At 40.0% G+C, this 26109-nt stretch carries 33 protein-coding genes and 3 pseudogenes; 9 read left to right on the top strand and 27 right to left on the bottom strand.

Annotated elements, in window-relative coordinates; genetic code table 11:
• Nucleotides 1–275, top strand: a pseudogene (locus AC1DVK_RS08370) (hypothetical protein); the annotation flags it as partial.
• On the opposite strand, the gene AC1DVK_RS08365 reads toward AC1DVK_RS08370, so the two are convergent.
• The 9 genes from AC1DVK_RS08365 to AC1DVK_RS08325 all read right to left on the bottom strand — a co-directional run bounded on the left by AC1DVK_RS08365 (nt 259) and on the right by AC1DVK_RS08325 (nt 6812).
• Nucleotides 259–657, bottom strand: coding sequence for a VOC family protein (locus AC1DVK_RS08365; RefSeq protein ID WP_377386039.1), 399 nt, complete (start codon nt 655–657; stop codon nt 259–261). The pseudogene AC1DVK_RS08370 and the gene AC1DVK_RS08365 overlap by 17 nt on opposite strands.
• A 47-nt stretch (nt 658–704) precedes the next feature.
• Nucleotides 705–1982 (bottom strand): family 8 glycosyl hydrolase, encoded by a 1278-nt coding sequence (locus AC1DVK_RS08360; protein WP_477626233.1) that lies wholly within the window; start codon nt 1980–1982, stop codon nt 705–707.
• Between the two features lie 101 nt (nt 1983–2083).
• Entirely contained in the window at nt 2084–2668 is a 585-nt protein-coding gene (gene plsY, locus AC1DVK_RS08355) for a glycerol-3-phosphate 1-O-acyltransferase PlsY (RefSeq protein ID WP_061465219.1), read from the bottom strand.
• A 74-nt stretch (nt 2669–2742) separates the two neighbouring features.
• Nucleotides 2743–3408 (bottom strand): O-methyltransferase, encoded by a 666-nt coding sequence (locus tag AC1DVK_RS08350; RefSeq protein WP_089362737.1) that lies wholly within the window; start codon nt 3406–3408, stop codon nt 2743–2745.
• Between the two features lies 1 nt (nt 3409).
• Nucleotides 3410–4114: a glyoxalase gene (locus AC1DVK_RS08345; protein WP_477626232.1), complete on the bottom strand. Its 705-nt coding sequence runs from the start codon at nt 4112–4114 to the stop codon at nt 3410–3412.
• 60 nt (nt 4115–4174) lie between these two features.
• Nucleotides 4175–4447 (bottom strand): alpha/beta fold hydrolase, encoded by a 273-nt coding sequence (locus AC1DVK_RS08340; RefSeq protein WP_477626231.1) that lies wholly within the window; start codon nt 4445–4447, stop codon nt 4175–4177.
• Between the two features lie 270 nt (nt 4448–4717).
• Nucleotides 4718–5365 carry a pentapeptide repeat-containing protein gene (locus AC1DVK_RS08335; RefSeq protein WP_477626230.1) on the bottom strand — a complete coding sequence of 216 codons (648 nt, stop codon included), beginning with the start codon at nt 5363–5365 and terminating at the stop codon, nt 4718–4720.
• A gap of 333 nt (nt 5366–5698) precedes the next feature.
• Nucleotides 5699–6172, bottom strand: a complete 474-nt coding sequence (locus AC1DVK_RS08330) for a YjdJ family protein (RefSeq protein ID WP_477626240.1) — start codon at nt 6170–6172, stop codon at nt 5699–5701.
• Nucleotides 6173–6416: 244 nt separating this feature from the next.
• Nucleotides 6417–6812: a VOC family protein gene (locus AC1DVK_RS08325; RefSeq protein ID WP_284469487.1), complete on the bottom strand. Its 396-nt coding sequence runs from the start codon at nt 6810–6812 to the stop codon at nt 6417–6419.
• On the opposite strand from AC1DVK_RS08325, the gene AC1DVK_RS08320 reads away from it, so the two are divergent.
• The 3 genes from AC1DVK_RS08320 to AC1DVK_RS08310 all read left to right on the top strand — a co-directional run bounded on the left by AC1DVK_RS08320 (nt 6806) and on the right by AC1DVK_RS08310 (nt 8781).
• On the top strand, nt 6806–6985 hold the full coding sequence (locus AC1DVK_RS08320; protein ID WP_477626229.1) for a hypothetical protein: 180 nt from the start codon (nt 6806–6808) through the stop codon (nt 6983–6985). The two genes, AC1DVK_RS08325 and AC1DVK_RS08320, sit on opposite strands and share 7 nt — an antisense overlap.
• A gap of 164 nt (nt 6986–7149) precedes the next feature.
• The gene (locus AC1DVK_RS08315; RefSeq protein WP_377386057.1) at nt 7150–7569 is read left to right on the top strand and encodes a MarR family winged helix-turn-helix transcriptional regulator; all 420 of its coding nucleotides are present in this window, start codon (nt 7150–7152) and stop codon (nt 7567–7569) included.
• A 12-nt stretch (nt 7570–7581) separates the two neighbouring features.
• Nucleotides 7582–8781 carry an MFS transporter gene (locus AC1DVK_RS08310; RefSeq protein ID WP_477626228.1) on the top strand — a complete coding sequence of 400 codons (1200 nt, stop codon included), beginning with the start codon at nt 7582–7584 and terminating at the stop codon, nt 8779–8781.
• 139 nt (nt 8782–8920) lie between these two features.
• Here AC1DVK_RS08310 and AC1DVK_RS08305 read toward each other — a convergent pair whose 3' ends face one another.
• The 16 genes and pseudogenes from AC1DVK_RS08305 to AC1DVK_RS08230 form a co-directional block, all read right to left on the bottom strand.
• The gene (locus AC1DVK_RS08305) at nt 8921–10141 is read right to left on the bottom strand and encodes a hypothetical protein (RefSeq protein ID WP_477626227.1); all 1221 of its coding nucleotides are present in this window, start codon (nt 10139–10141) and stop codon (nt 8921–8923) included.
• 24 nt (nt 10142–10165) lie between these two features.
• A complete protein-coding gene (locus AC1DVK_RS08300) occupies nt 10166–10999 on the bottom strand; it encodes a hypothetical protein (protein ID WP_410863712.1) in 834 nt (277 codons plus the stop codon).
• Complete coding sequence (locus AC1DVK_RS08295) at nt 10996–11682, bottom strand: ABC transporter ATP-binding protein (protein ID WP_061465241.1); 687 nt, start codon at nt 11680–11682, stop codon at nt 10996–10998. The genes AC1DVK_RS08300 and AC1DVK_RS08295 overlap by 4 nt, the downstream gene beginning before the upstream one ends.
• Nucleotides 11679–12059, bottom strand: a complete 381-nt coding sequence (locus AC1DVK_RS08290) for a GntR family transcriptional regulator (RefSeq protein WP_061465243.1) — start codon at nt 12057–12059, stop codon at nt 11679–11681. The genes AC1DVK_RS08295 and AC1DVK_RS08290 overlap by 4 nt, the downstream gene beginning before the upstream one ends.
• A 190-nt stretch (nt 12060–12249) precedes the next feature.
• Nucleotides 12250–13002: an AAA family ATPase gene (locus AC1DVK_RS08285; RefSeq protein WP_477626226.1), complete on the bottom strand. Its 753-nt coding sequence runs from the start codon at nt 13000–13002 to the stop codon at nt 12250–12252.
• A gap of 134 nt (nt 13003–13136) precedes the next feature.
• Nucleotides 13137–13670 carry a YdbC family protein gene (locus AC1DVK_RS08280; protein ID WP_477626225.1) on the bottom strand — a complete coding sequence of 178 codons (534 nt, stop codon included), beginning with the start codon at nt 13668–13670 and terminating at the stop codon, nt 13137–13139.
• The gene (locus tag AC1DVK_RS08275; protein ID WP_477626224.1) at nt 13657–14196 is read right to left on the bottom strand and encodes a GrpB family protein; all 540 of its coding nucleotides are present in this window, start codon (nt 14194–14196) and stop codon (nt 13657–13659) included. The genes AC1DVK_RS08280 and AC1DVK_RS08275 overlap by 14 nt, the downstream gene beginning before the upstream one ends.
• A pseudogene (locus AC1DVK_RS08270) lies at nt 14193–14614 on the bottom strand (hypothetical protein); the annotation flags it as partial. The gene AC1DVK_RS08275 and the pseudogene AC1DVK_RS08270, both read right to left, overlap by 4 nt.
• Nucleotides 14615–14653: 39 nt before the next feature.
• Nucleotides 14654–16447, bottom strand: a pseudogene (locus AC1DVK_RS08265) (response regulator).
• A 122-nt stretch (nt 16448–16569) separates the two neighbouring features.
• On the bottom strand, nt 16570–17148 hold the full coding sequence (locus AC1DVK_RS08260; RefSeq protein WP_477626223.1) for a sensor domain-containing protein: 579 nt from the start codon (nt 17146–17148) through the stop codon (nt 16570–16572).
• 809 nt (nt 17149–17957) lie between these two features.
• Nucleotides 17958–18560, bottom strand: coding sequence for an undecaprenyl phosphate transporter UptA (gene uptA, locus AC1DVK_RS08255; RefSeq protein ID WP_289336945.1), 603 nt, complete (start codon nt 18558–18560; stop codon nt 17958–17960).
• Between the two features lie 108 nt (nt 18561–18668).
• Nucleotides 18669–19835, bottom strand: coding sequence for an MGDG synthase family glycosyltransferase (locus AC1DVK_RS08250; RefSeq protein ID WP_477626222.1), 1167 nt, complete (start codon nt 19833–19835; stop codon nt 18669–18671).
• Between the two features lie 217 nt (nt 19836–20052).
• Nucleotides 20053–20664: a DedA family protein gene (locus tag AC1DVK_RS08245; protein ID WP_477626221.1), complete on the bottom strand. Its 612-nt coding sequence runs from the start codon at nt 20662–20664 to the stop codon at nt 20053–20055.
• Nucleotides 20665–20682: 18 nt separating this feature from the next.
• On the bottom strand, nt 20683–21384 hold the full coding sequence (locus AC1DVK_RS08240; protein WP_410863720.1) for a polysaccharide deacetylase family protein: 702 nt from the start codon (nt 21382–21384) through the stop codon (nt 20683–20685).
• A gap of 35 nt (nt 21385–21419) precedes the next feature.
• Nucleotides 21420–22781 (bottom strand): ATP-binding protein, encoded by a 1362-nt coding sequence (locus AC1DVK_RS08235; RefSeq protein WP_477626220.1) that lies wholly within the window; start codon nt 22779–22781, stop codon nt 21420–21422.
• A 3-nt stretch (nt 22782–22784) separates the two neighbouring features.
• Nucleotides 22785–23483, bottom strand: coding sequence for a response regulator transcription factor (locus AC1DVK_RS08230; RefSeq protein ID WP_410863722.1), 699 nt, complete (start codon nt 23481–23483; stop codon nt 22785–22787).
• A gap of 350 nt (nt 23484–23833) precedes the next feature.
• Here AC1DVK_RS08230 and AC1DVK_RS08225 point away from each other — a divergent pair, with 350 nt between their 5' ends.
• The 5 genes from AC1DVK_RS08225 to AC1DVK_RS08205 are packed head-to-tail and all read left to right on the top strand — an operon-like array spanning nt 23834 to nt 24830.
• On the top strand, nt 23834–24013 hold the full coding sequence (locus tag AC1DVK_RS08225; protein WP_477626241.1) for a hypothetical protein: 180 nt from the start codon (nt 23834–23836) through the stop codon (nt 24011–24013).
• Complete coding sequence (locus tag AC1DVK_RS08220; RefSeq protein WP_477626239.1) at nt 23937–24170, top strand: hypothetical protein; 234 nt, start codon at nt 23937–23939, stop codon at nt 24168–24170. Before AC1DVK_RS08225 ends, AC1DVK_RS08220 begins: the two co-directional genes overlap by 77 nt.
• Nucleotides 24106–24300 (top strand): hypothetical protein, encoded by a 195-nt coding sequence (locus tag AC1DVK_RS08215; protein ID WP_477626219.1) that lies wholly within the window; start codon nt 24106–24108, stop codon nt 24298–24300. Before AC1DVK_RS08220 ends, AC1DVK_RS08215 begins: the two co-directional genes overlap by 65 nt.
• Nucleotides 24301–24354: 54 nt before the next feature.
• Nucleotides 24355–24543: a hypothetical protein gene (locus tag AC1DVK_RS08210; protein WP_410863725.1), complete on the top strand. Its 189-nt coding sequence runs from the start codon at nt 24355–24357 to the stop codon at nt 24541–24543.
• 2 nt (nt 24544–24545) lie between these two features.
• A complete protein-coding gene (locus AC1DVK_RS08205; protein ID WP_477626218.1) occupies nt 24546–24830 on the top strand; it encodes a hypothetical protein in 285 nt (94 codons plus the stop codon).
• 92 nt (nt 24831–24922) lie between these two features.
• Here AC1DVK_RS08205 and AC1DVK_RS08200 read toward each other — a convergent pair whose 3' ends face one another.
• Both AC1DVK_RS08200 and modA read right to left on the bottom strand, forming a co-directional pair.
• Entirely contained in the window at nt 24923–25135 is a 213-nt protein-coding gene (locus AC1DVK_RS08200; protein ID WP_477626217.1) for a hypothetical protein, read from the bottom strand.
• A gap of 114 nt (nt 25136–25249) precedes the next feature.
• Nucleotides 25250–26041 (bottom strand): molybdate ABC transporter substrate-binding protein, encoded by a 792-nt coding sequence (gene modA, locus AC1DVK_RS08195; RefSeq protein ID WP_477626216.1) that lies wholly within the window; start codon nt 26039–26041, stop codon nt 25250–25252.
• Between the last annotated feature and the right edge of the window lie 68 nt (nt 26042–26109).

Below are 26109 nucleotides of genomic sequence, written 5' to 3'. Positions count from 1 at the left end.
CCTGCGGGAGCAGCGGGACAGGTGAGACCCCACAGGCGTTTACGCCGRGGAGGCTCACCGCCCGCACCAAGGAAAGCGAGCATCTGGAGGGGAAATCAACCACAACTCACTACCTGGTAAATAGCAACATAGTATGTGAAAACAGCCTTTCTTTAAATACGATCCAGTTGTTTCAGCCGGAGCACTTTTTTCGACCGTCACCGTACTTTTCCGAACAAACTGAAAAAAAGCCACTATCCAGTGGCCTTTTCACTTCATTCATATTGGGAGAGTAAGTTGCCAGGAAACACCGAACTTATCGGATACCCATCCGAACTTCTTACTGAAGGAATAATCGCCTAATGGCATCAGCACTTCTCCGCCATCAGTTAAACTCGCAAAAATCCTGTCAATTTCCTCTTCCGTATCACATGTAAGGAATATTGAAAACGAAGGTGTAAACGTAAATTGATGCTTAATATTGCTATCGATGCACATAAACTCCTGATCCTTCAAGGTAAAGGCAGCTTGCATGATACTTCCCTCTGCACCTGCTTCATTCGCTCCATACCGAATCATGCTGGTTATTTTCGATCCTTCAATTAAAGATGTGTAATAATTCATGGCTTCTTCTGCATCATTTCCTTGGAACATCAAGAAAGGTGTGACCTTTTTCATTCATCATCAAACTCCTTTTTCAACCTTAATTATTCCCGATATCGGGTTTATGGCGCCCACCAGTTACCTGAAACAACAATCATTGTTTGTAATTTTATCGTATTGGCAAAATAGTCATCATCTTCTTGTTCCTGTATCGTCCTTTTCCATAATCGGTTGATCCATTGCTGATTGGAGGAATCAACCATGGCACTGACCATGAATGGAGCAACAAAGGTTGTACTATTTCCTTCTTCTAAGACTTTTCCGTTTAGAGTATAGCCGGATTGGATATTTTCAGGGTTCCCATCCGTTTCCTCCTTAATCCAATTATTCATCTTCTTTAATTGCGGCAGCGCTCTTTCATCACCAGTAAGTAAGTAATCGAGCGTATAGCGCCAAGGGGTCCTGCTGCTGTTCCAGCTATAATTGCCGTCATTCTCCCCTTCTAAAAAGTCAGCTTGTGCCGGCTGGTATCCTCCCTTGGATTGTACAATGAAGTCCGGCATGAGGCCTGTATTGCCGCTTTTTTCTTTATAAATGGATTGAATGATCTCATAAGCCTTATCCGTTACACCTTGCCATTCATGATTCCCAGTTGCCGCCTCAAAGGACTTCAAATGATTGAGAAGAAAGTCCGATGAACGAGTCGATTGTCCGTATACATCATCTTCATCTTCCGCCCAGTCCCCTAGTTTAATCAGGGACTGCGACCGATTTATCTCATTCGACATGATTGCATCCATGATGTCCTTTGCTCTGGCAAGATAGTTGATTTCCCCTTCACTTCCCCATTGGCGATCAGCCAATAATAACGAATAAGCGATATCCATATCGCCATCCGTTGCTGAATCGGCATCCCCTGGCGTATTTATGATTTTGCCCGATTTATCCTTTACTTGCTGCCACGCCATTAATGAAGAATCATTATCACTTTTATGCGCTTTATAAAAACGATAAAGCCCATCGAAGTACTGCCTGTCCTTGCTGCCTGCCATGATTGCCGTTATCATCATCCCATAACCGTGCGCTTCAGAAACGGTCACTGCGTTCTTGGGTTCGGCATATCCTTTATCATTGTAAAAAATATAATATTCATCCTTTTTATCAGCAGGCTGCCTAAGATATTCATCTTTCCAGACTTTGTAAAAATCCGCTACATCATCATCCAGCTCTTCTTGTGATAGATTGTCAGGTTTTATCGTTCCTGATTGATAGACTGTATGCTGTGGAAAGGGCCTTTTACTGTCCAGTTCTTTCTTTGTTTGAGATTCTAATGCAATCCAGGCGATGATTCCAAAAACGATCACGCCCATAGCTATTAATAAGCTTGCTCTTTTTTTCATGGTTGGCTCCTTGGATTATGGTGATATGAATTTGAGCGTGAAACATAAACATTTTTATGTACTTCTTTTCCTGCTGCGAATGATTCAATAGCGAGGTTCCATTAAAAGATTCTGCCCACTTTTGCTTCCGTGCCCTTCCATATTCTCTTTATATTTTCCCTATGTAAAATGATGACGAATAAGCAAATGAATGAAGAGAGTGCAGTGATGAGCCTGCCTTCAAATAATAGGCTGTAAATCAATATGGAAATGCTCCCCAAAATCGAACTGAGAGATACATATTTTGAAGTCAGCAAACTAATGAAAAAAACGATGCAAGCACTGAATGTACCTAATGGAGCTAAAAATAAAAGCACTCCCGCTGATGTTGCCACGGCCTTGCCCCCTTTAAATCCCGCAAAAACAGGAAAGGCATGCCCAATTATGGCAAGTAAGCCGCATAGTATTGGGGAAACGTTTGAATGCAGCATCATAGGGAGGAAGCAGGCGATGGAACCTTTCATTAAATCAGCAATGGCTACTACCGTCCCCGCTCTTTTGCCCAATACCCTAAAACTATTGGTTGCGCCAAGATTCCCACTCCCATATCCACGAATATCGGTACTATAGAACAATTTGCCGATAACCAGAGCAAATGGGATGGAACCTATTAAGTAACTTGATAGGAGAATGATCATGTTCAGCATAAATTACCTTCTTCTTGGAAGCATTGATTATATCTCAAGGATCCTACGATTCTTTTATAACGCCTTTTGAAGCTTCACTCTTTTACAATCCCGATAACAAAACCATCATATCCTTTCATACCAACAGTTTGCAAGACGGTCGAATCGATTCGCGGTTCTTCGGATAGCCTATCTATGAATGTCCGTACACCCATCACACTCGGGTCTTTGCTATCCTGATCAATCACTTTTCCATCGCGGATGACATTATCGACTACGATGACGGTCCCAGGCCGTGAAAGTTCCAATGCCCATTTAAGATACTCGGGATTATTAGGTTTATCAGCATCAATAAAAATTAGGTCGAAGCCCGATAATCCTTTTTCTTGAAGGGTTGGCAAGGTTTTGAGCGCCGCCCCGACCATTATATGGATTTTATCGGCCAATCCCGCATTTTTGATATTGGCTTCCGCCACTTTTGCATGCTTAGCCTCGTATTCAAGCGTTATCAACCGCCCATCTTCCGGCAATGCACGCGCGAGCCAAACACTGCTATAACCTCCAAGCGTCCCTATTTCCAATATATTTTTCGCTCCACTGATTTTTGCCAGTAAATGAAGGTATTTCCCTTGGTTTGGAGATACATCAATGGCAGGCAGCCCTGCTTCTGCATTCGCTTTCAATATCGAATTCATGATCGGATCTTCCGTATGAAGTTTATTACTAAAATATAAATCTACATCATTCCAAATTCCGAACATCTCAATCTTCCCCCTTGGTCAGTTTCATCTTTTTCAATTCCATGAATCCTTCGCCATCCAATGATATATCTATTTGCTGATCAATGACTAACGAAAGCGGAAAGATTTCGGACTCTCTATCCGAAAAGAACCAGCGCCGTTTCCTTGGACCTAAAAGTAAAAACGCTCCTGCTTCATGCTCCCCCATGAAATTCAATCCATCTTCTCTTATTGGTTCACCACTCCTTACTGGTATGCCGAAACTGATTAACTGATTCCCCAAAGCCCTCACTTCATTCGTCGTAATGTTCATTTCACTAATGCACAGGACGTTTTGAGCTGAGAAAGACTCAGCCCCAGATTTGGGTGATACGGAATACCTGGATATGAACTCAACAATGTTGCCTGAAGGGTCTGAAAAATAAAAGGCATGTGCATCTGAATAGCTGAAATAAACTTCGTCCTCATCATCTTCGCTTGTCAATTCCACCTTTGAATTCGCCCATGCTTTTGCCAAAGTGAATAAATCGGTCGGTATGTTCATGGCAAAATGATAAAAAGGCTTTTTTTGGAGATGGTATTTTTTAATTTCAAGTACACTGTCCCCAGCCCTAATTTCAAAACCATCATCTGTATGCGATAGTAACTCGAATCCTAACTCATTAACATAAAATTCCCGCATATCATTCAATGCATGACTGTACAAGGTGACCTTATTGATAATCAAAGTCTAATCCCCCTTAAAATCCCCAACCCACCTAACAAATATTGTAAACAAATACAGTATTTATGCAAATATTCTGCACTCTTCATTTACATGGCTATGAGAAAACCCAATTAGGATTACTTTCTTCCCGCTTGCTTTTTCTTCGATTAATTTAATTACTTCTTCTGCACTACCTTTTATAGAAAAATTCATTTCATAATTGCTTAGTCTATGTTCAGGTAAGTCTGGAACTATGCAATGATAATGAGTAAAGTATTCCCAGATCCAACTACTCACTCCGCCACATGTAAAAATAGCACTCTTATCACCATATTCTTGATAATGTAAAGCCAAAGGTTTCACCTCTCTTTTTTGTAAATATTATTTTATTGGTAAGTGTTATTAATACTTTCAAGGTTAGTACTACGTTCGTAATATGTAATAAGTTCCATTAATTGGACGTAAACAATTCCATTCAAAAAAGGCCACCAAATTGGTGGTCCCCCGCTTAGAGAGCAGTACATTTGCCTTACGCTCTTCCTGGCAATGCATGCTTTGTAGCATAATATGCGATAAGGCGATTACATTCCTTAAAATCATACTCACTTTTCATCTTAAAAAGTTTCACTCTTTAATTTTCAGTCCAAACATGGCTGCAAAGCCTATTGCTTGGTCAGGGGAAACTTCGCATCCATTTAAATCCTCCAGGGATACGGTAAGCCTTTGAAATGTAGAACTGCTAATATCAATTCCTTTTAGCGGTGTCCGGGAAAAGTTCACTTCATTTAATTTACATGTATCGAACATCACTTTCTTGAATTTACAATCATAATAATCAGCACTTTCCAATGAGCAATGATCGAACTTCACTTGTTTTAATGCGGCATAACCAAAAGCACTTAAATTACAATTGCAATTCTCAAAGGAGACATTCCCTAAACTGGCATCAGAAAGATTAATGCCTAATAGTTTGGACTCTTTGAATTCCACCCGATGAATCGAGCCACCCATGAAATCGGCATTCGTCAAATCGCAATGGTCAAAAACGACATCCGTCAGCTCAATATTCCTGAATGATACATCGCTGAATATCACATGTTTAAAAACTACCTGTGATAATACGATTTGGTCCATCTTTTCTCTATCGATCGTACAATTGCTTATGATACAGGTATCCAGATATGGCTCATCTTTATAATATATTTCCTGAAAGTTCGCTTGAGTTAAGTCATGGGGGATCTTCGGCTGTTCAATTTTGATTTTGCCTGACATATTATCACCTTTTCACTTTATTCTTAAAATCATTAAAGACCATTGAGGGCATTGGCTAAAAGTACAGCAACATGTAAACAGGATCATTCAAGTAATCACGTTGCTTTGCTACAAACAGATCTGAATGAAGTTTGCGCCATGTGGCATTCCCTGTCCGAATTTCAAAAGCCTGTTTAAACAGCATAACAGCTTTCTAAAATGTGCGGGCATTAATATTTTTTAGAAGAATGGCTATTAATTTTGGTCATTTTGTGTCTCCTTACCAGCTTTCCATATTGCCCAAATAAAAAAGCCGCCCCGTATGGCAGCTCCGCAAAAAAGCATGAAGTGAATTTAAAAATCGGTCTTGATTTCTTTAGGCACCCGGAAATAATATAGAGCGGCACCCATTATGGCCATCATACCGCTTATCAGAAAGAAAGCTTGAAAGATATTCCCTCCCACAGTTGGGGAATTGGATACAAAACCACTCGAAATCAGAAAAAGGACGCCAAATCCAGCCAAAAATAGTGCTATTTTTTTACTGCTTCTTTTGAATAGGGCATAACCCGTAAGTATGATTAAGTACGAAGACGTTAGGACCATCAAAACCGGAAATACCGGTTTGAATTTTGCTGCATACACGAAATAGTCCAAATTCGAAATATCTTGATCATCCATCACTTGATCATTCAACATCTGTGAAAAGTGAGTTGAATATCTCCATTCCCAAGGATTATCCAGAATTTCGCTGCCTTCATACCAGGTACAAAATGAAAAAAGTAAAAGGAAAAATGCAGCGATTATTATTTGGACAAAGTATTTCACTGACAATATCACCACCTATAGACAATATACCCAAACTATACCAACAACTTGGAAATTTATATACAACTAACCATCTTTAATTAGAAAACAAGCGAACCGGCAAACTTTCCCAACAGCTAAAATTTAATCAGAAAAGGGAATAAGATATTAAGGGCTAGCAAAAGCTAAATGTCGTTAGCCTTTATTTTTCAGATAGTGCGGTTGCTTAGCCATTTCCCTCATCTTACCAATTTAACGAAAATACTTAAGGTGCCACCAATTCAACTTTCATCCTATCCGGGTCTTCGAAAAATACAGCATAATGTTCCTTCCCACCGGCGAAGGGGTGCTTGTCTGCATAGAGGATGGTAACTCCCCTGTCCCTTAATTTTCTAGTGATCTCATCAACCTGTTGACGGGAGGTGGCGTGAAAGGCTAAATGATTAAGACCCACTCGTCCCCTATGATAGGGAATGTCAAGAAACCTAGTTTCCGCTTGTACAAAAACAATGTACATGTCATCCAATCTCCAACTCTTCCCGCTTTCCCACTCCTGGAATGGCTCATAATTGATTTCCTCCAAAAACCAGCCCCAAAAATCAACGGTCCTATGTAAATTTGAAACATTCAGCTCAATATGATGTAGAAATCCCTTTGACAACTTTTCATCCCCCTTTAATTTGGGCCTTTACTCGTAAGTTTCGTGCTTTTACTCGTGAGTTTCGTGCTTTTACTCGTGAATTTCGTGCTTTTACTCGTGAGTTTGGCGCTTTTACTCGTGAATTTCGTGCTTTTACTCGTGAATTGGCGCTTTTACTCGTGAATTGGGCTTAAATCGTACTTGCTTCACATCTTCTCCTATATTCTCCCTCACCTTTTCAAAAACCCTTAAAATTAACACTCCAAGCCCAATTGGACATAATGAATGATTTTTGTTATTATAGTTACTCAGGGTAACAATTACTTAAGGTAACTATATATTATAAGGAGTGTTTCTGATAAAGACTTACCAAAAATTCTTTCAGCAATTATTGCTAATGTACCGGCCTTTTGAAAATAATCTAAATATACAGCTAAACAAGCATGATTTACACAGGGCGCAATGGTCCATTTTACATTACTTATCCAATTATGGTTCGGCAACGCTTGTAGAGCTTGCCAATTATCAGAGTGTGGAAAAGCCCACAATCACCAGGACCATTACCCGTCTGGAAGAGCTGGGATATGTCGAGCATGTGCCAAGTAAAGATAGACGGGAAAAAAGAATGCGGCTTACTGAGCTTGGCTCAAAGCTCTACAGTGAAGTCCGCGTGACAATCGATCAATACGAACAGGACATCTTGAAGGGGATCACTGAAGAGGAACAACTCGCAGCCATACGCATTATGGGCGAAATAAGAAATAACATTATAAAGTAAGGAGATAATAAAATGGAACAATCCAGACCTAGACTGTGGACAAAGGACTTTGTCATCGTTTCTTCCATCAATTTTTTCATAACATTAATCTTTTATTTACTGATGGTGACACTTGCCATCTATGCCGTAAATGAATTGGATGCTTCTACAAGCCAAGCCGGACTCATATCGGGTATTTTCATAATCGGTACATTAATCGGACGTCTGTTCATCGGCCGTTTCATTGATTCAATCGGCCGCAAGAAAACATTATTCATCGGATTGATCTTTTTCACTTTGACAACACTTCTATATTTTGTGGATCTCGGAATTGGCTTCTTGCTCGTTAACCGCCTGATCCATGGTATGGCGATGGGTATGGCGAGTACTGCGACAGGAACGATCGTCGCCCAGATCATCCCGGCAACACGAAAAGGAGAAGGCATAGGCTACTACAGCATGAGCGCGACACTTGCGACGGCAATCGGCCCTTTCATCGGTCTGTATATGGCTCAACATACAAGCTTCCAAGTGATATTCAGTTTCTGCCTGGCTTTAGGGGTGATCAGCTTGGTTACTGCATTCTTCCTTAATGTCCCGGCATTGAAAGTGACGGCAAAAGTGACTGAAAGCAAAGGATTCAAGCTTTCCAATTTCATTGAACCTAAGGCACTGCCCATTTCAATCATCACTCTGTTATTGGCATTCTGTTATTCCAGCGTCCTTTCTTTCATCAGTTTCTATGCCACCGAAATCAATCTGGTCAATACGGCAAGCTTCTTCTTTGTTGTTTACGCAGTAGCCGTATTATTATCACGCCCCTTCTCAGGACCGTTAATGGACCGGAAAGGATCGAACTTCATTATGTATCCAGCCTTTTTGATTTTCGGAGTCGGTTTGCTCCTTCTAAGCATAACAACCAATAGCTTCACTTTACTGGCAGCTGGTTTCCTCATTGGCCTCGGATTCGGTAATATGCAATCAAGCTCGCAGGCGATTGCCGTTAAGCTGACACCGCCCCACCGTATGGGGATGGCAACATCCACCTTCTTTATCATGCTTGATGCAGGACTTGGATTCGGCCCTTATATTCTGGGATTCATCATTCCAGTAACAGGGTACAGCACACTGTATGTCATCCTTGGCGGTGTGGTCATCGCAACTTCCATTCTTTACTACTTCCTGCACGGCAGGAAAGAACGTGCAGCCAGAGCGAACTTGGCTTCCGTTTAATGAAAAAGGGATATCCCATTGGAGGATATCCCTTTTTTCACGATTTTTGTGCGTCCTTCATGTACGATAATTCGTCCTTCACTATAAAAAGAAGCTGTCTCAAAAGTTTTTGAGACAGCTTCTTAGTGATAGTCATCCCTTATTTGACTTCCATGCTTTCGATATTAAAACCATAATTTTTGCCGTTCTTTTTATTTGTGACTGTTTCACCTTTATATAAAGTCTTTCCAGTCTTATAATCGGTAATTAGAAGTTGGGCAGGCTTGGATGTTAAAACGCCCTCTTGATCCCTTCCGCTGCCTAACAGGAAGTATACACGCCCATTCTTAAAGGCAGCGAAGTCTTGTTCTCTTTTATTAACAGTTAGATCTAGCTCCATGTCATTCGTTATCTTTTGACTGCTTAGATCAAACGTCTTAATGTGATATTTATCGGACTTGGTATCAACTATGTAAAGTTTTTTCCCATCCGCATATCCACCTCTTGCCACGTCCGGGCTAAGCGATTCTTTTTTGGGCAATTTAACCGTTTCTAATTTTTCCGTATCATAATTATAAGATAAAAGCTTGCTTTCCTTTAGTTTTTCCTTAAAGCCATCCTCATGATTTACCCCTTTAATTAACGAAATTAATACCATGTTGTTTGGCTGGGAAGGTGCAATATCAGTTGGCATCTCAAGATCAACTTGATTGGGATCAGTAAAAGTTTCAGATAAAAGGGTTTTATCACTCAAAACTTTCTTATTAGCTAAATCGATCGTATACAGATGAACCTCTATTGTTTGCTTTTCATCGTTTGAATTAACATCATTCATCGTTAAAACCTGCAGTTTTGAATGGACCAACTGCACATCCCTGACAACAACATTCATGATTCTCTCTTGATCGGGAAGTTCAATTTTGAAAGAAGTTTCATCCTCGCCTTTCTTCTCCAGCAAACCGATATCAAACTCCGCTTCCATTTTTCCGTTCTTTGTAAAATCTTCATTCACCGAGGCGTAAGCCAGGAAATCATCGTCTTCATATAAAGAATTAATGGAATCCCTACCACGCATAAATGAACGATGTTCTTTTATCAATCTTTCAATTTGAAAATCTTGTATTCCAGATAAGTTTTCAAAGTAAGACCGTTCGCTGGCATATATGGATTGATTGGATTCAATCGTTAATGGTTCATATCTGGGATTAACTTCGAGTGAACCATGTATTATTACCGGATCAAGCTCTTTATCACTGCCTTCTAGCGTCTTGAAATTATACTTTGGAAGGCCGGAAGCGGAGGAAGCTACTTTGACATAATAGGTCCCGATGCTTAAGATGACAACCATTCCAATAATGATGCTGCATATATAACGTTTCACCTTGTCACTCTCCTTTAATAGTTGTTATACCGTAACGCGATTTTTCAATAACCAGGAACCAAGCCAAATCGATAATCCTGTCAAAATGATTCCTAAGGCGAGCTGCAGACCAAGTATTTCATTAGGGTAAAAATAGAAAGTACCACTCTCCATTACGAAAACAGGAGTTAAAAACACTGCAGCAGAGATCCCGACATACACCAAGCCCAAAATGATTCCTTTTATGCGGAAACTTCTTTCAAACATGATCGCCGTGAATAATATCGACATGATCATAAGACCTATGCCATAGGAAAGCAGGAATTGCGTGAACGAGCTAGGGATTATCAATGACAAAATCGGAATGAATTTCGTAATGCCGTAAGTTGACATTTCATTCAAGAGCGATTCAGGTACGTATGAATTAAATAGGGCATTTTCCATGGGTAAAATGATAATCTGGAAAGCAATCAATCCTAACACCATCAAGAAGATGGCCGTGGCTTTGGAAAGGTAGATTGATAATCTGGATGTCGGTAACATCAATAGACGATAAATGAACGTATTCTTTCCAAACCAATCACGATACCAAATAAGAAAAATGTAAAAAATCAGGGCAACGGCACTCAGCGCGATCGGTCCTAGAAACCAGAGGGTATTGACGATATGGGTAAAATCAATGCCTCCTCCATATTGGGTAATATAAGTGGCTTCCGATAGTTTTTCTCTTGAGATGATCTCCCTGGCATTATTAAGAAGACTTTTCGTTACGATGATCACGCCAGCAAATTGCGAAACCAAGGTTATCAACAATAAGGATATATATATTTTACTAAAACGATTGATTTCAAAGTTCACTAGCTTTAAATATCGCATCATGCTTGATACACCTCTCTCATTACATCGACTACCGATTTCCCTTCATCCTCACGCATTTCTTCTGTATTGAACTCTTTGAGGACTTTACCGTTATCCAATAAAATGACCTTATCGATCAAATGTTCAATATCGCCGATTTCATGGGTCGTGATGATGACTCCTCTATCTTCAATAAGGTGGCTCGCAAAGACATCGGCAATTTGCTCGCGGCTAAACATATCAATTCCCGAAAATGGTTCGTCCATCAGTACATAATCCACGTCAAGGGACAGCCCCAGCATTAGGTTTAGCTTAGCTGTGTTCCCTTTAGACAACTCGGAAATGGGGGTCTCTTCTTTCAGTTTAAAAAATCCCAATAATTGATTAGCTCTTTCTGAGTTCCATGACGTATAGAAATCTTTCATGAAAACCATAGCCTGTTTAACGGTCATTTGCGGAAGCATGGTCGGTGCGTCCGGAATGAACGTGATTTTTTCATAACTGTTATGTGTCATTTTTTGATCATCGATCAGGATTTCACCTTTATATGGCGTCAATCCCATGATCGCTTTGAGTGTAGTCGTTTTACCGACACCATTTATCCCGATCAGACAAGTAACTTCGCCTTTATTGGCTGTAAATGAAACACCATCTAAGATTGTCTTCCGTCCATATTTCTTAGAGATTTGTTTTACTTCTATCATTTTTCATCCCCCTCCCTTATTTCTTCCGAATATTTTTCTTTAACCACTTGAAGCAGCTCATCAACCGGCACATTAATCGGACGAATAGCATCAACAAAAGAATCAACAGCTGCAAGAATTAGCTCCTGTCTAACAGCCTGTAAAATCGTTTCATTAGTCGTGATTTGACTTGGAAAATTTCTTTCTGTATGAATCAAGCCCTGTTCCTCCATTTCTTTATACGCTTTTTGTGCTGTATTAGGATTAATATTCAGTGAAGCCGCTAGTTCTCTTCGGGAAGGAATCTCCTGTCCGGCTACGAAATTGCCAATGGCTATTTGTTCTTTAAAATGTCTCACGACTTGCAGATATACCGGTTCCCGGGTATTAACGTTCATAAAACCACCCCCTATTATTTAGGAAAAAATCTAATTTACATGTAGTCACCTGTGTATGTACTAAGTGGTTCATACACTTATAGATGTACTATACCTGTAATACACCTAAGCTGTCAATCATAATTTTCAACAAAATGAAAACCCCGAATGAGCAGTGCAGACGGGGTTTTCCATTGAAGATGCTACAAGCTCATTGAAATAGATGATGAAGCAGCCGATCTTTATCTTCAAAAAACTGTTTCATCAACAAATAGTGATTGGACTCCTCTAAAGTCACTTCATTCATACCCTCATCTGATATTTGAAGGATTTTAGCATCTGGATAGGCCATGATGATCGGGGAATGGGTGGAAATGATGAATTGGGAACCTTGTTTAACAAGCTCGTTTATCCTGGCTAACATCGATATTTGTCTTAATGGCGACAAAGCAGCTTCAGGCTCATCGAGGATGTACAATCCATTGCCTTGAAATCGTTCTACAAAAGCAGAAAAAAACGATTCCCCATGAGATTGCTGGTGAAGCGATTTTCCACCGAAGGAATCGATGATTTTCGGTCCCGATGCCTCCCTGTCCAATTCCTCTATATTCGTAGCTAAATTATAAAAGGTTTCCGCCCTAAAGAAAAAATGATCCTTCGGTTTGTACACACCCTTTTTCAAACGGAGGTATTCGTCCAAATTGGAGTGTGAATCATAATTGGAAAAATTGAAATTCAACGTTCCGCCTTCCGGATTGAAGCCATACGCAATCGCAATGCCTTCAAGCAAGGTGGACTTCCCCATTCCATTTTCCCCGATAACATAGGTAACACTGGGATGAAAAGCCACTTCTTGAAGGTGCCTGATAACCGGCAGATCAAGAGGGAAATGGTCATACGAAGATATTCGGTCCCTATTCAGGTAGATGCCCCTTATGTACTGTGAATCATAATCTAGTTTCATTAGTAATCACCTTCTGTAAAATAGATTTTTAGCATTGAAGTTAGCCATCATTTAAATGACCGCCCACTTTGGATGCAATTCAATTAAGCTTCCTGTAATACGTTGGGTTGAATCTTTCACTCCCGATTCCTTTATCAAGGCAGGGTATTCCTTATCCACGTACCGTTGATATGAATATTCATTGTCCATAATGAGGCGACCATATATCTCCCGTTTTGCTTTTTACCGAATGTACCTGACAAAATGCCCGGTGAGTGCATCATCCCTTTGTTCCATACTTCTTTTTGCATCTGCTCAAAGTGGGCTTGTTTATTTTTTTCAACATAACAGTCAGTCACTCGAAGTAGTACCCCCTTGCCAAAAAAAGCGGTAATATCTGTAGTTCCTATATTGAATATTTTCTCGAATATATCGACAGAAATTTTTGTATAAGTACTTCTTTGGTCACTCTTCAAGAATAAATCATCATGTTGATGCCGCATGAAACGTTGATAGGTATGGAGGTCTTTCCATACGGAGAGAATCCCTGCTTCAAGTGGCTCATTTTTATTCCACCCTCCGATTTGGCCCATGAAACCAGCACAATGGAGCAACTCTCCCCATCCCTTTTGTGCTGTAGAAAATGCATGCTTGTTTTCCACATTCACTTGGCATTTAATCCACTTCATCAACATGATGATCCCCACGCTTCGCCCATTGTTTCGCTCTTTCATCCACCACTTTTATAAAATCATTTTTCCCGTTTACATACCCGTTGATATCATCTGGAAATTCCGCTGCCAAATGCTGTTTCAGCTGACTATACTTTTGTGCTTCATAAGGGTGTGCCAGCATATAATCCCGAAAGGCGAGGTGTCTGGAAATTTCCGCATGCCCTTTTTGAAACATGTGAATATGGTGTGTCCTCTCATCCCCGCCTTTAAGAAAAAACCTTCGTCCAGCGATGCCATTCTCACCCCTAGCATCATAACCTATCCGTTCCATCTCTTTATTAAAATCAGCGACACATTCCACATCTTTAACTACTGCCAAAATATCTATTACTGGCTTGGCATGGATCGCAGGTATGGCCGTGCTGCCAATATGGTATAAATTCATCATTTCATGCCCGAAAATATCCTGTAATCTTTTGCATTCATTTTGAAATAGCTTGGACCATACTTTCTTATGTGAAACGACTTCGACCTTTCTCATGAAAGCCTCCTTTTTTCATACACGTTCCCTTTAGTTAATGTTTCTTCCATTTGATGCTGCTTGTAAATTAGGCTTTCATCTGTGAATGGAGCCTGTTCGAAGGCATATGCCAGTTTTATCAATAACCCTTCACTAAAAGCGGTGCTGGCGATTGTCACACGAAAAGGGCCGCCTCTTTTCATGAAACCAGCAGGTACCGCAATGGACGGATACCCCGCTTTGGCGCAAATGGTGGAACCTATGTAGGAAGGAAAAAGAATCGCATCAAGGTCATCCTTCTTCAAGGCAAAATCAGTGCCCTGTTCCAATATAAATCTTTCAGTTTAGCATTCAAGTATTCTGGGTTTCTTAACGTATTAGGGAGACCTTCCCTATTCTCCCATTTATTTTGCCCATATTTTAATGCTCGTTCCCTTATGCCTTACATTCGTAGCCGAGCATAGCTTTCGTTGGTATTCTAGCTATTAGTGATTCCAATTTCCAACGCTTTCTGGACGGCTTCTTCTTTGTTACGGACTCCTAGCTTTAAATAGGCCGAGGAGGCGTAGTTTCTGACCGTTCCGTCCGACAAATACAGCTTGGAAGCTATCGTCTTGTATCGGAGCCCTTTGGCAACAAGCTGCAATATTTCTATTTCCCTGGTCGTCAGGTCATAGTCGTCTGCGGCATTCGGTTGCGGTGATTTGATGCTATCATCGAATTTCTCGAATATTTTATGGGACATCCCCTGATCGATTAGGGTGCCTCCCCGGTGAATGAGCCGAATCGTATTGGCCAGCTCGAGCGTTTCGGTCGATTTCAGCAGGAAGCCGTCCGCACCGTTGCGCAGCAAGTCCAACGCTTGCCTCGAGTCCTGGAACGTCGTAAGAGCCAATACGCGGATATTCGGCCATTGCTGCTTGATCATTTTGGTTGCCTCGGCTCCGCCCATGCCCGGCATATCCAAATCCATAAGCACTACATGGGGCTGAAGGCGCCCGCACAGGTCGACGGCTTGTTCGCCATCCTCGGCCAAGCCGTCGACGTTCAGATCCTAGTACCTGTCGAGCAACGTCCGCAGACTTTCCCGAATAAACGGCTGGTCGTCGACGATCAACAGGCGAATAAGCCCGTCTGCCATTTCCGCTTGTCGCGGCAAAGTACAGGCGACAAGCGTCCCGTCCCCGGAATTCGTATAGACGGACACTTGACCTTGCAAATTCATCGCCCGCTCCTTCATCGCGTTCATGCCGAAGCCCTCCCGCCACTCTTTTGTCCCTCTTCCGTTGTCGTGCACCTCCAGCCTCGTATATTGCTGCTCGAATTGCAGAGAAACGGTGATTTCCGTCGCCTGCCCGTGACGAACAGCATTCGTAAGCGACTCCTGCAAGCAGCGAATGAACGCCATCTTCGCTTGAAGGGACAATTGGTACTCCTCTCCGAACAACCGAAAGCTTACATCGACCTGGGCATGCTTCTGAAATTCATCTCCAAGCTTTTGCAGGGACTGGACCAAGGAAAGCGACTGCTGAGGAGACTCCATTTGATGCAAGTATCCCCTCACTTCCTCGATGCTTTTGCGGCCCATCTCAAGCAAGGAATCAAGCCTCTGTATACCCGTTTCGTTAGCAAGCTCGGGGCGCAACGTTTCCATTCCCATGATGATGGAAGTATAAGCATGGCCGACTGTATCGTGGAGCTCCCTAGACAGCCTGCTTCGTTCTTCTGCCAGCGTAATGCGCTCGATTTGGGACATATATTGTTCAAGCACCGCATTTTGTTTACGGATCGTTTCATTTTGCCGATGATTGACGATCAATAAGTGAAAAGCGAATCCCAACACATAAGCAAGTCCGTAGTAGGTGATCATGACCCAATAGCTGTTGCTTGGCGAAACCGCATGGAAAATTCCGGGCATCACCAAGACCGTTGCCGGAGCCGTCCAATGATAGGAAGGATGATTGCTGTTTGCAGCGATAAGAAACGCCGATACAATAAATGTAGAATAAGCATCCGGAAACAATGAGGTTAAAAATATGCATAGTCCGCCATATAGCAGTATTTCCGTGAACAAATAATATTTGTAGTTGAGCAGCAAGCAGACCCAAGGAATGGAGAAGACGGCAATCTCCCAAAAAATAACGATCCAAAGCGGCAGCGTTAGACCTTCCTGAAAACTTATCGTCGTCAGGATGAATGAAACGCTAGTAATAAGGCGGAGCGCCAACATAATCCAATCAAACCAAAACCACTGTTTAACCATATCCAACAAGTCGTCCACCCCCTAAGTAGCCTTCTGTTTTGTAACCTATATTATAGACCTAACCTTCGATAAATGACATATTTTTCTAGTTAACACTGCAGCCCTTACACAAAGTCCGGAAACAGGATCCTTTATTGGTTTAGCTTTCTAATCATCATTCGTGTATAACCTCCCAATTTCTTCGCCAAAACATCTGCAAGCTTGAAGCTTATTGCAGTAAGCACCACTCCGACAGCCATTATAAGGAGTGATTTCGCAAAAGTATCTACCTCCATAAAAATGACATGCATATTGACGTATCGATACAATAGTGGTGCAACCAGGAATGCAAGAGGTGCTAAATAGAGAACGGCTGCGCTGACGAGACTGAAAAGCCCGATCACGAACTTCTGCATTAACCAAATGACGGCAGACCAGTTGCGGCGATCCGTAAGCTCTAATTTGGCTTGAGCCCAGACCGTTGCATCCGTTGTTACTATTCTGTCGTAAGGGGCCGTCGTAATATCGGTATAGATTTTCGTCTGTGTGCGCTCGAATTGGATGAACGTTGTAGTAGTTCGCAATACGCGTAAAACTAGTGGAATGCCGACCACCGTAAATGAAAGACTTAAACTGAACGACAGTGCTACCATGTAAAAACAAAAGTAAAACAAGCCTGTAACGAAAGTTAACAATAAAAAATAACCATTTTGGATGAAACCTGATTTCATAAGGTCCATCACTCCTCTCTGTGTAATATCCGCATCGTATAGCTTCTTCTGTCAACCGCACAAGTGCAAAAATGTCATATGACATTTCCGAAGGGTTCCTATGCGTTCGTGAAGTTTATTATGACGCCGATAATCGAAGTTGGAGTATTGGCTGTTCTCTGCTTATTGGCATGTATTTGGCGAAAAATATTTAGAGTACCAAGCCCGCGAACGCCACAGCTGCTCAATTGTTTCAGGTGTCCAAGCTATACTCCCAAACCGGCAGCAGTCTAAACACCTGACGATTATTCCTGTTCCGAAAAACGAAATAAGCTTACGAAATAATCCAATATAGGATGATCTCCAAATATGACAAAAAAAACAAGCTAACATTTTTTTAAAAATGACGTTAGCTTGCGATGCAGCATATGAAATCACTCTGAGATTTGGAAGGGAGAGTCCGGTCTGATTAGCGCTATTATTATCTTTATTGCTGACTCATTGTGTCCCGAACAACCAAGCTCGTAAAGCATGGAGTTGGCTTGAAACGACATATGGCTTTACTTTATGCGCTGTAACCAGTGTGCGCGGTCGTATTTCTCAATGGAAGAGCGGTGAGTTAAGTGGAGTATCTTTCAGAAGGATTTTAAAGTTTGAAATAAAGTTAAATTAAACATTGATTCAATCATAAAAGAATCCCACGCATTCTGAAAAAAGATTAATCAGAATGCGTGGGATTAACTATATTCGTATTTCTTGGTTTCACATTAAACTCAGGACATTCCAATGTGTAGCGATCTTGGTTACCTTTGCGGGCTAATCCATCATCTTCATGAGACTTTGCTTTTCTTTTTTTTCATGAATCCACGAATGATCATTCCGGCAATAATGAGAACCGCCACCACTGCGATTGGCTGGATATATGGCTTGGCCATCTCGTTAATCTGTCCCCAATTGCTTCCTAGCTTCATCCCGAGGAATACAAAAAGTATAGACCACGGAAGTACAGCTAGTAGCGTATAATTCGTGAATTTCATTAAGGACATCTTGGAAATCCCTGCTGGAATCGAAATAGCATGTCTGACAACCGGTATGAACCTAGCCGTAAAAATCACGCTTGGCCCATAGTTAGTAAACCAAGATTCCGCTAGTTCGATATGTTTTTTGTGAATGAATATATACTTTCCATATCGTTCTAAAAATGGTCTTCCGCCATAATATCCGATTAAATAAACAAATATTTGGGCGATAGTTCCTCCAATCGTTCCAGCAATAACCGCCCCAACAAAACTTATGCTGCCTTGGGAAACTAAAAAGCCACCATAGGATAATACAATCTCACTTGGAATAATTTCAATCATAAGACCAAGGGTAATTCCTAGGTACCCATAATCCATGAGTGTAAGTAAAATAGTTTGGATAAAGTCGTTCATAATTCAACTTCTCTCTTTCATTTTCGCTTTTCTCAAAACGGATCACAAATGTTGTTATTAACTCCACTTGTTAATGGGCCACTGGCGACACGGATAATAGAATGACCCTTAGCTATAAATAACTTTTGACTGATTTGTGAGATAGGATGGCTTATTGACTTGTTTAAGGTTAAGAATCGATTTCATAATGCCCACCATTTCCTCAGGGTTTTCCCATTCCATTTCCTTTTGATAGGTTTCGATGGATTTATCCCATTGATCCATTTTTTTATGGTCCTTTAATATATTAAGCATTTGTTTTTCAAATGATAATTTGCGATTGATTTCAAATACAAGATTATTGTCTTTTAAATACTGTAGATTAATTTCCTCCTGTCCCGGAAGCATCGAATGGACAAAAATCGGAAGCCTTTTTCGAAGTGCTTCACTAATGGTGACACCACCTGGTTTCGAAACGATTACATCCACTTCTTCATAAAGTTCGTTCATTTCCGATCTTGATGAAATATACGGTATTGGTTTAATATGAGCTAAATCCCATGTTTTGATCTCATCAAATAGCTTTTTGTTGTTGCCACAAAGTACAAAATAATCAAAGTTGGTTGATTTCTTTAACTCACCAGCTAAATTCAATATCCCGCCCAGGCCACTATTTCCTCCCGAGATTAAAACTTTGGGCCGATCGGTGTTTTTTAAACCACTGGCCTTCTTAGTGATTTCCTCATGCACAGGAATACCAGTCACCATTATACTATGTTTCGGTATTTGATTCTTGCTTAATAGCTTTTCTTTCATTTCTTGACTTGGAATAAAGTGAAAATCAATCCCTTTGCTTCCCCAGACATTATTAATAAAGAAATCCGTATACACGTTGATAATTGGGACACTGCATTTCCCTTTTAATTTTAACTGGCTTAAGAGTTGGGAAGGAAATCCGTGTGTACACACAATTAAGTCAGGATTTTCCTCATCTATCAATTGTTCCATTTTCTTCAAGAATATATGTTGACACCATTTAAATGGACGTTCCTTTTTCGAGTTAGCGTAAAAAAGGTTTTTGTAGGCGAGATTATAGGTTTCAGGTGCATAACGAATCCATTTCAAATATCCCGTCGTTATCATTTTTTCTAAAGAATTATTCGTATAACTTAGCAGATCCACTTTTTTCAAAATGACTCCGTTTGTATGTTTTTTTAACAAATCCATTAAGGCCTCTGCAACTTGATGATGTCCCGACTGCATGCGGAAGAGAGGTAAAAACAAAACCTTCTTCATATATGTCATCCCCTATAAAAATCATTCTTTTAATCGATGGATACGTACTGAGAAAAAAGTATATTTGTATGTTCAAGATCTTTTTTCCCCTTACAATATATCACTGTTTTTGTTAAAACCTTTCTTTTTAATCAATTTTTAATGATATGTTCATGGTATCATAAGCCCTAATCCCTAAACTTAATAGCCCGATTAGGAACCAATTATAGTACATTGGTTAATCCAATCGGGACGGTAATTTATTCTTTTTTTTCCTCTTCATATAATTGATAAAAGTATATATCAGTAAAAAGACTAAGAAAACGACACCTAAAAGTGGAACATATTCCGGATTTATATGAAAGGCATTACCTATATAATACCCTGCGACTATAAGAGGGACAGTCCAGAGAAACGTGCCTAGCATGGAAAAGAGAATAAATTTGAACAGGGGAATGTTATTGATTCCTGCGAAATACGGACTGATTTGTCTTATTCCAGGTAAATAAAATCCAAACACAATCGTTTTTTTAGTATTATTCATATACTTTTTCTGTACTTTCTCCCAGCGATCATTGGTAATGCCCACGTATTTCCCATATTTTTTTATAAATGGATACCCCACGTATTTCCCACATACATACGCGATAAGCATCCCTATAAAGGCTCCGAGAAATGCACTGAGCACGGCTAAACCAAATGAGAGCTTATTTTGCCCAATCAGGACTCCGATTAGAAATAGAAGAGATTCTTCTGGAGCGGGAATCCCCACAATGCCCATTAATAAAAAAAGAAATATGATAAGATATCCATATAAGTCAATAAAATGCAGGATACTATCTATGTTCATAAAGTCCCCTCGAATCAGTTATAAGTCTTTTAATGTAATAAATTGTGTTCCCTTTTTTATGGTTTCCTCTAGGTAAATTTCCAATACTTCAATCATATATCTTGGTGCTTCTTTATCCGCCCCTAAGGTTTCCCCACAGTCATGGAGCAGGAGAATCGAATTTTCTGTTGAGGTTGTCCGCAATTGATTAAGCAGGTCATTCCTGCATGTTTCCACTTTCCAATCTCCGAAAATGTCTGACCACATGATCACTTTATATTTCTTGCTGGCTATTTTCGTAAAAATATTAAAATGGCCCCATGGAGGCCTATAAAAAGTGACTTTTTCATGCGTACATTCCATTATCGCCTTTTCCGTCATACTCAACTGTTTCGATAACTGAAAGGGCGAGAGGATCCAGCTTGAAATATGATCAAAATGATGGATTCCAATTGTATGTCCCTCTTCATGCATTCGTTTAATGATATCAGGGTTATTTTTCACTTTACTGCCCACAACAAAAAACGAACCCTTTATCTCGTACTTTTTTAAAAGATCAAGTAATTGTATAGTATATTCAGGGTTAGGGCCATCATCAAAAGTAAGGGCAATCCCATTATTCCTCTTGTTTTTTTTGGTAATTCCCAGTCTGCATACACGAATAATTACAGTAGGGAAAATCGAATAAATAAGAAATAACAATACTATGATACTCAGACTAATTATCCCTATATGTGTCACTCACAGAACACCTCATTCTTGTATTTAGCAGCAAATTACCTTTTCGGTAAGGATAATACCACCTCTGTTCCTATTCCGTCGATACTGGCCACTTTAATTTCCCCATTATGTTGATTCATTATATTTTTGGCTATCGATAAACCTAGCCCTGTTCCGCCTGTCTCCCGGCTTCTAGCCTTATCCACCCGGTAAAAGCGTTCGAAGATATTTTCCATTTCATGCTCAGGAATGCCAATCCCATAATCTGTTACCCGAATGACCGTAGAGTATAACTGATCCTCTACATACACATCAATTTTGTCTGTACTATATTTGATTGCGTTATCTAAAAGGATAATAATCACCTGTTTTATCTTCAATTCATCTGCTGTAATCGTAATGGTATCTTCTTGATAATGAAAATTTATTTCTCGCCCATAGACCTCTTTGAATTGTTTAAAAACGTTCTCGCATAAAGTTATTATATTCACTGATTTAATATCTAAAGAATTTTCCATTTCCGTATCGGCTAATTCCAGCAGCCTTTCCGTCATTTTCTGTATTCGGGTTGCCTCTGAATGAATTACATTTATAACATCCAATGCCTTTTCTTCGCTTTTTATCCGGCGGCGGCGCAAGAGATCGGCATAACTCTTTATTATCGTTAGCGGAGTCTTTATTTCATGTGAAGCATCTGAAATGAATTGCCTCTGTTTATCCAAATTCACATCCAACCTGTTCATCATCCGATTGAAAGTAACAGCCATTTTTTGCAGTTCATCTTTTGTATCCTGTTGGATGATGATTTTTTTCGGAATACCGCTTTGTTCAATATCCTCCATCGTATTAATCATATTGGAAATTGGTCTCATAATTACACTCGATAACCACCTGCCGCCTAGCAGCGATAGCCCCGCCCCTAATAGGGTACAAAATGTGAGTATGGAAAGTAATACATCCTTCCCTAATTCCAGACCTAGTAATCTATCTCCAATTTCTAAAGTTCCAACAACTTTACCTTTGGATTGGATAGGAACCCTAACGATTAATATTTGTTCTTCTTTATGCTCTTGTATAATTGTACTTCTATGCGCTTCTTGGTTAGTAGAAAATTCCCCTTTAAATTTCGTAAGCAAATAATGGTCGCTGGACACTTCGCTTCTGATTTTAGAATCAGGTTGAATGATCCTTATAAATGAATGATTCGTCAAATATGTGGTTAATTTTTTGTTTAATTCATGGGGCGTATCATCCATATGTATTTCAGCAATGACATTTTGCGCTTTATGAAGTAATATATCCTCTTCCATATTTACAGTAATCTTCATAAACGAAAAAAATACAACAGCATTGACCGCAACCAACACACAGAGTATCCAAGCCGTAGTAATCAGGTTAATTTTTGTTGTAATTTTCATTACTTATTTCTCCCTTACAGTATAACCAATTCCTCTTACCGTCTGAATGATTGTCGGGTCAGAAAAACCTTCTTCCGTTTTCTTTCTTAAATGGCGGATATACACATCGATTACATTGGTCTCCCCTTCATACTCATAACCCCATACATTCATCAGGATATTTTCCCGCGTCACGATTTTGTTTTTATTGGATAGTAAATAAATGAGTAAATCAAATTCCTTTGGGGTTAACGCTATGGAAGAATCCCCCCTCTTAACCTCTCTAGTATCGAGATTAATGAATAAATCTTTTATTGATAAGATCGTTTCCTCTTCTCTCAAAGCATTGGCAGTTATTGAATTATGACGTATAGCTGAACGTATTCTTGCCAATAACTCATCGATTTCAAAGGGCTTCGTTATATAGTCATTGGCCCCTTGATCCAGTCCTGCTACCTTATCCATTGTAATATTGCGAGCTGTTAAGAGGATGATTGGCAGTAATGAGTTCTCATTTCGGATCCTTCTTAAAACTTCAATGCCATTCAGCTCAGGTAACATAACATCTAAAAGTACTAAATCTAATTTTTCTTGTAATGCAGCTTCCAACCCCGCCTTGCCGGTATGGGCAAGAAGCACTTCATACCCCTCATATTCGAGTTCTATCTTTAATATCGTCGCTATCTGGATTTCATCTTCTACAACCAGAATACGCTGTTTCATTTAAAACCCTCCTACTTGAGTAGTATATGGCAAGGAGTTCACACCCTCATGTATTGTTTATCGATTTTAGCCAGGAATATTACTTGCATCTTAAACACGAAAAAATTGTCCTCCGCTAAATAATTCAATCCCCTTTATATTTGCTCCAAAGTCCTGTATTTTAATCGTTTCCAATTATTCTTGAAACGCTCTTCCTTCAATTTAGCATTATTTTGCTTTTTATTTCGCTTTTTAATTAATTTTTAATTCTTTTTTCAAGTTGCATTAAGGTTGAATTGATATATAGTCTCTAAGGAACAGCAGAACTTGCTAAGGAGGTTCAAACAAGAAAAAATCAGGAGGATTCAATAATGAATGTTGCAAAAGGTCCATCCATCGGGTGTCAGATGTTGAACAAATTTCCTGAGGTCATCATTGGAGACGGCTGCAGACTTCCTGATCGAAAATCTGAACTTGGGCTTGACCAACTCTGCTTTAATAATGAGTGTCCTTTTGATCATAACTCTTTTCTTCCAATTCAAAGCGTGTAAGTATATGCCAAGGGTTTACTTGATTAGCGTTTTAGGCACGCTAATTACCGACAATCTGTGGACAATCTGTGGACAATCTCGGGGTCGGTCTGGTGACGGCAACTATCATCTTCACAATCGCAATGCTTGCGACGTTTGCGGCTTGGTATGCAAGTGAGAAGACGCTGTCCATTCACACTATCTACACATCTGAACGAGAAGCGTTCTACTGGTTGGCCATCTTGTTCACTTTCGCCTTGGGTACAGCAGCTGGTGACCTCATTGCAGAAGGTCTCGATATCGGCTAATGGAGGTCTGCACTGTGTTTTTCACCAAAGCACATTTGTGTGACATGTCCATTTTTGTCAAAGTGTACCGAAAGTAAAGACCATCAAAAAGTAGTGACACGTCATATTTGGCAAGATTATATGGAAGAAGCGGACGTACCTCAACAAAACCAGGTTCAAGATGCTAAACAACAGAACAAAGAGCTTTCTTTCAGTGCACCAAAGTATCATATGACGGGCGGTTGGACAAATGATGAATTTTAATAATGATCAATGGCAGCAGCGACATTAAAGGTGCTGACAAGTATATACTGCAAAAAATCCCGAAAAAGGGAAAAGAGAAAGTCATAAAGCATTTACAGTTAACCGAATCCACCGGAAATAAGGTAACTGCTATAATCTATAGTGAAGATTCAAATAAGACTTCATTTCTAACGTTAGAAATGAACAAAGAAAAAACTATAACTATGCAGAATGAAAAACCCGTAACTTACAAAAAAACAGATCTTATTCCAAGCGAATTTAATCCTGAATATGTATGGGGCACTTAAAACCAAAGATAAATACACCCCCGAGAACATAGTGAGGATGCCAAAAAATATAATAAAAATTAAACTCTAAGGCACCTATATTAGGGCTTTTTCTAACCTCTGAAATCAGTTAAAAAATGGCTGTTTTCACATACTATGTTGCTATTTACCAGGTAGTGAGTTGTGGTTGATTTCTCGCTTTCCGCGGGGCGGGCGGTGAGCCTCCTCGGCGTAAACGCCTGTGGGGTCTCACCTGTCCCGCTGCTCCCGCAGGAGTCTCGCACTTCCGCTCCAATCAACCTTAAATAGTTTCGTTTTAAAAACAACAATCTTTACGAAAAGAGCCTAAAAAATAAACAAAGGGGATAGATCGCCTATCACCCTATTACACCATTGTTGTATCATTATTTAAACGCTGATCGATTAACAAAACTGCGGAATTAGTCCAAATCTTCAAATCCATATTTTTTAAAAACCTTGTCAGAATCTACACTTTGAAGATAGTCGTAAAATAGCTGCGCTTCCTTTCGGTGTGAACTATTATTGATTATCCCTACCGGATAAATGATCGGATCGTGTAAATCTTCCTTGGCTGTTGCAACGATATCAACTTTTGATGAGTTCATGGCATCCGTTTTATAAACGAGTCCCGCGTCCACGTTTCCTGTTTCCACGTATGTAAGCACTTGCCGGACATCCTTGGCATATATCAATCTATCTTCAACCTCTTTCCAGAGATTCATGTTTTCCAATGTTTGTTTCGCATACTGCCCTGCCGGTACAGACTCTGGCGTACCGATCGAAATTTTAGTAGCCTTTTTGAGGTCTTTCAATGATTCCATTTCCTTATCGGAATCCTTTGGCACCACCAGCACCAGTTTATTGCCGACTAAATCGATCCCGTTTTTCTCTTCAATAAGATCTTCATCTACCAATTTATCAAATTTATCTTCAGCAGCTGAGAAAAACAGGTCCACAGGTGCGCCTTGGGAAATTTGCTGTTGAAGAGCCCCCGAGGCTCCAAAGTTATAATTAACTTTCACATTTACATTCTCTTTTTCAAATGAATCTTTTATATCATTTAAAGCATCTTGCAAACTTACAGCTGCGGAAACCGTCAATTCCACTTGCCCCGCCTTCATTTCTGTGTTTTCCGCTTCATCATTTGAACACCCTGTCCCCACTGTCACAAGCAGCATAATCGAAAAAATCATAAAGTATATTTTTTTCAAAATCGCTCATCCTTCCTAATCAGTTATAACTATTTATATCTAATTATAACTAGTTAATCTAATATTTC

Source organism: Peribacillus sp. P4_B1 (assembly GCF_056402395.1).
This window is presented reverse-complemented; position numbering and strand designations above follow the sequence as displayed.

Excerpts from the sequence above, each read along its gene's own strand:
- AC1DVK_RS08310 (WP_477626228.1), top strand. The coding sequence starts at position 7,582 with ATGGAACAATCCAGACCTAGACTGTGGACAAAGGACTTTGTCATCGTT.
- AC1DVK_RS08250 (WP_477626222.1), bottom strand. The coding sequence starts at position 19,835 with ATGAAGAAGGTTTTGTTTTTACCTCTCTTCCGCATGCAGTCGGGACAT.
- AC1DVK_RS08335 (WP_477626230.1), bottom strand. The coding sequence starts at position 5,365 with ATGTCAGGCAAAATCAAAATTGAACAGCCGAAGATCCCCCATGACTTA.
- AC1DVK_RS08300 (WP_410863712.1), bottom strand. The coding sequence starts at position 10,999 with ATGATGCGATATTTAAAGCTAGTGAACTTTGAAATCAATCGTTTTAGT.
- AC1DVK_RS08245 (WP_477626221.1), bottom strand. The coding sequence starts at position 20,664 with ATGAACATAGATAGTATCCTGCATTTTATTGACTTATATGGATATCTT.
- AC1DVK_RS08205 (WP_477626218.1), top strand. The coding sequence starts at position 24,546 with ATGATCAATGGCAGCAGCGACATTAAAGGTGCTGACAAGTATATACTG.
- AC1DVK_RS08280 (WP_477626225.1), bottom strand. The coding sequence starts at position 13,670 with ATGAAGTGGATTAAATGCCAAGTGAATGTGGAAAACAAGCATGCATTT.
- AC1DVK_RS08360 (WP_477626233.1), bottom strand. The coding sequence starts at position 1,982 with ATGAAAAAAAGAGCAAGCTTATTAATAGCTATGGGCGTGATCGTTTTT.
- plsY (WP_061465219.1), bottom strand. The coding sequence starts at position 2,668 with ATGCTGAACATGATCATTCTCCTATCAAGTTACTTAATAGGTTCCATC.
- AC1DVK_RS08235 (WP_477626220.1), bottom strand. The coding sequence starts at position 22,781 with ATGAAAATTACAACAAAAATTAACCTGATTACTACGGCTTGGATACTC.
- uptA (WP_289336945.1), bottom strand. The coding sequence starts at position 18,560 with ATGAACGACTTTATCCAAACTATTTTACTTACACTCATGGATTATGGG.
- AC1DVK_RS08365 (WP_377386039.1), bottom strand. The coding sequence starts at position 657 with ATGAAAAAGGTCACACCTTTCTTGATGTTCCAAGGAAATGATGCAGAA.
- AC1DVK_RS08350 (WP_089362737.1), bottom strand. The coding sequence starts at position 3,408 with ATGTTCGGAATTTGGAATGATGTAGATTTATATTTTAGTAATAAACTT.
- AC1DVK_RS08290 (WP_061465243.1), bottom strand. The coding sequence starts at position 12,059 with ATGAACGTTAATACCCGGGAACCGGTATATCTGCAAGTCGTGAGACAT.
- AC1DVK_RS08275 (WP_477626224.1), bottom strand. The coding sequence starts at position 14,196 with ATGAGAAAGGTCGAAGTCGTTTCACATAAGAAAGTATGGTCCAAGCTA.
- AC1DVK_RS08230 (WP_410863722.1), bottom strand. The coding sequence starts at position 23,483 with ATGAAACAGCGTATTCTGGTTGTAGAAGATGAAATCCAGATAGCGACG.
- AC1DVK_RS08285 (WP_477626226.1), bottom strand. The coding sequence starts at position 13,002 with ATGAAACTAGATTATGATTCACAGTACATAAGGGGCATCTACCTGAAT.
- AC1DVK_RS08260 (WP_477626223.1), bottom strand. The coding sequence starts at position 17,148 with ATGAAATCAGGTTTCATCCAAAATGGTTATTTTTTATTGTTAACTTTC.
- AC1DVK_RS08295 (WP_061465241.1), bottom strand. The coding sequence starts at position 11,682 with ATGATAGAAGTAAAACAAATCTCTAAGAAATATGGACGGAAGACAATC.
- AC1DVK_RS08225 (WP_477626241.1), top strand. The coding sequence starts at position 23,834 with ATGAATGTTGCAAAAGGTCCATCCATCGGGTGTCAGATGTTGAACAAA.